A 1,439-nucleotide genomic window follows, 5' to 3' on the forward strand; every position below is an offset into this window, starting at 1 on the left:
ACGGAGACCGTCAACGGATAATTCGTGCGTTCTTCGCCCGACAGTATCCGCATCCCTTCCCAGACCAAGTCGGTACTCCCGTCCCTGCTAAGGTTATCTATCGCGACATGGCTGTGGCGGTAATTGAACAGGGCGGTAAAGAGCGGCAACGGCGCCTTGATCCCGCTGCAGCGCTGGACCAGCGCCAGCGAGGCTTGTTCGTGTTCCAGTAGTTCGCTCAGGCGCCGGTAGGTGGTGCCGACCACATGCCGCACACTGGTGCCGGACAAGCTGACCCGCACCGGCAGGGTGTTGATGAACATGCCCAGCACTTGGTCGGCGCCTTCCCATCCTTGCAGGCGGCCAGACAGCACCGTGCCGAATACGACGTCGTCACGCCCGCTGCATTGCCCCAGTACCTGCGCCCACGCCACATGGAACAAGACCGCCGGCGTGACGCCTTCTTGCCGCGCACTGATGCGGATGCGCTCGGCCAAGTCTGCGCTCAGGCTGATACTGGCTTCTTCTACCTGCCTGCCATCGCCTTGAATGTTGAGCAAACCAAACGGGACCGTCGGTTCGTCGATGTCGCCCAACTGTTCCCGGAAATACGCTTCGTGCGCCGCCGCTGGAATGGCCAGCGTCTGCGCAATGAAGTTACGGTAGGGCAGCGGTTTGGCCAGGCGTGCTGCTTGCCCTGACAGTAGCAGTTGGATCTCCGCGACAATATACTCGAGTGTCACGTGATCGCTCACCATGTGATGGAAGAGCAGCGCAAGGTAGCAGGTGGCGCTCTGCGGATCGGCGGCCACATAGGCGGCCATCAAGGGTGCCTGCTGCAAGTCCAGCCGCAGGTGGCGTGGATCGGTTTGCGCCTGTATCTGCGGGAGCGCGTCGCTTGCCGCATCCAGCGTGAGTTCAATGATCGGCAACGGGGCGTGGCGATACACCACTTGCACCGGCTGCGCCAGTCCCTGCCAGTGGGCGGCGCTGCGCAAGATGTCGTGTCGGTCGATCACCCTCTGCAAGGCATTCAGGAAACCATCCAAACGATTGCGGCTATCAAAGGCGATGAGCGATCGCAATAGGTAAGCGTCGCCCTCCCTTTCCAGCAGGTGATGGAACAGGATGCCTTCTTGCAACGGCGACAAGGGGTAGATATCCTGAACATTGGCGGCGCCTTGCGGCACGCTGCCAACTATCCGGTCTATCTCGTCCTGGGTCAGCGTCACCAAAGGCAGCATGTCTGGCGTGATCGCCGTACAATCGGCGCTGATCAGGTTGGACGGCGTGACAAAGCCGGGGGTGATGTGGGCATCGGCGATGCTGGCGGCCAGTGCGGCCAGGGTCGGCGCGGTAAATACGCTGCGCACTTCGACGCTCCAACCTTGCTGGCGCAGGCGTTCAATCAGGGTGACGACCATCAGCGAGTGTCCGCCCATCTCGAAGAAGTGGTCGTG

Annotated in this window: 1 protein-coding gene; it reads right to left on the reverse strand. The window is 61.6% G+C overall.

The genetic code is table 11. From position 1 onward, the window contains the following. A partial coding sequence (locus tag KVP70_RS33000) for a condensation domain-containing protein (protein ID WP_229225259.1) occupies positions 1-1,403 on the reverse strand: 1,403 nt, incomplete at its 3' end. Positions 1,404-1,439 lie beyond the last annotated feature (36 nt).

Source organism: Duganella violaceipulchra, from assembly GCF_019166075.1.
In the GTDB taxonomy this organism is placed as follows: Bacteria; Pseudomonadota; Gammaproteobacteria; order Burkholderiales; family Burkholderiaceae_D; genus Rugamonas; species Rugamonas violaceipulchra.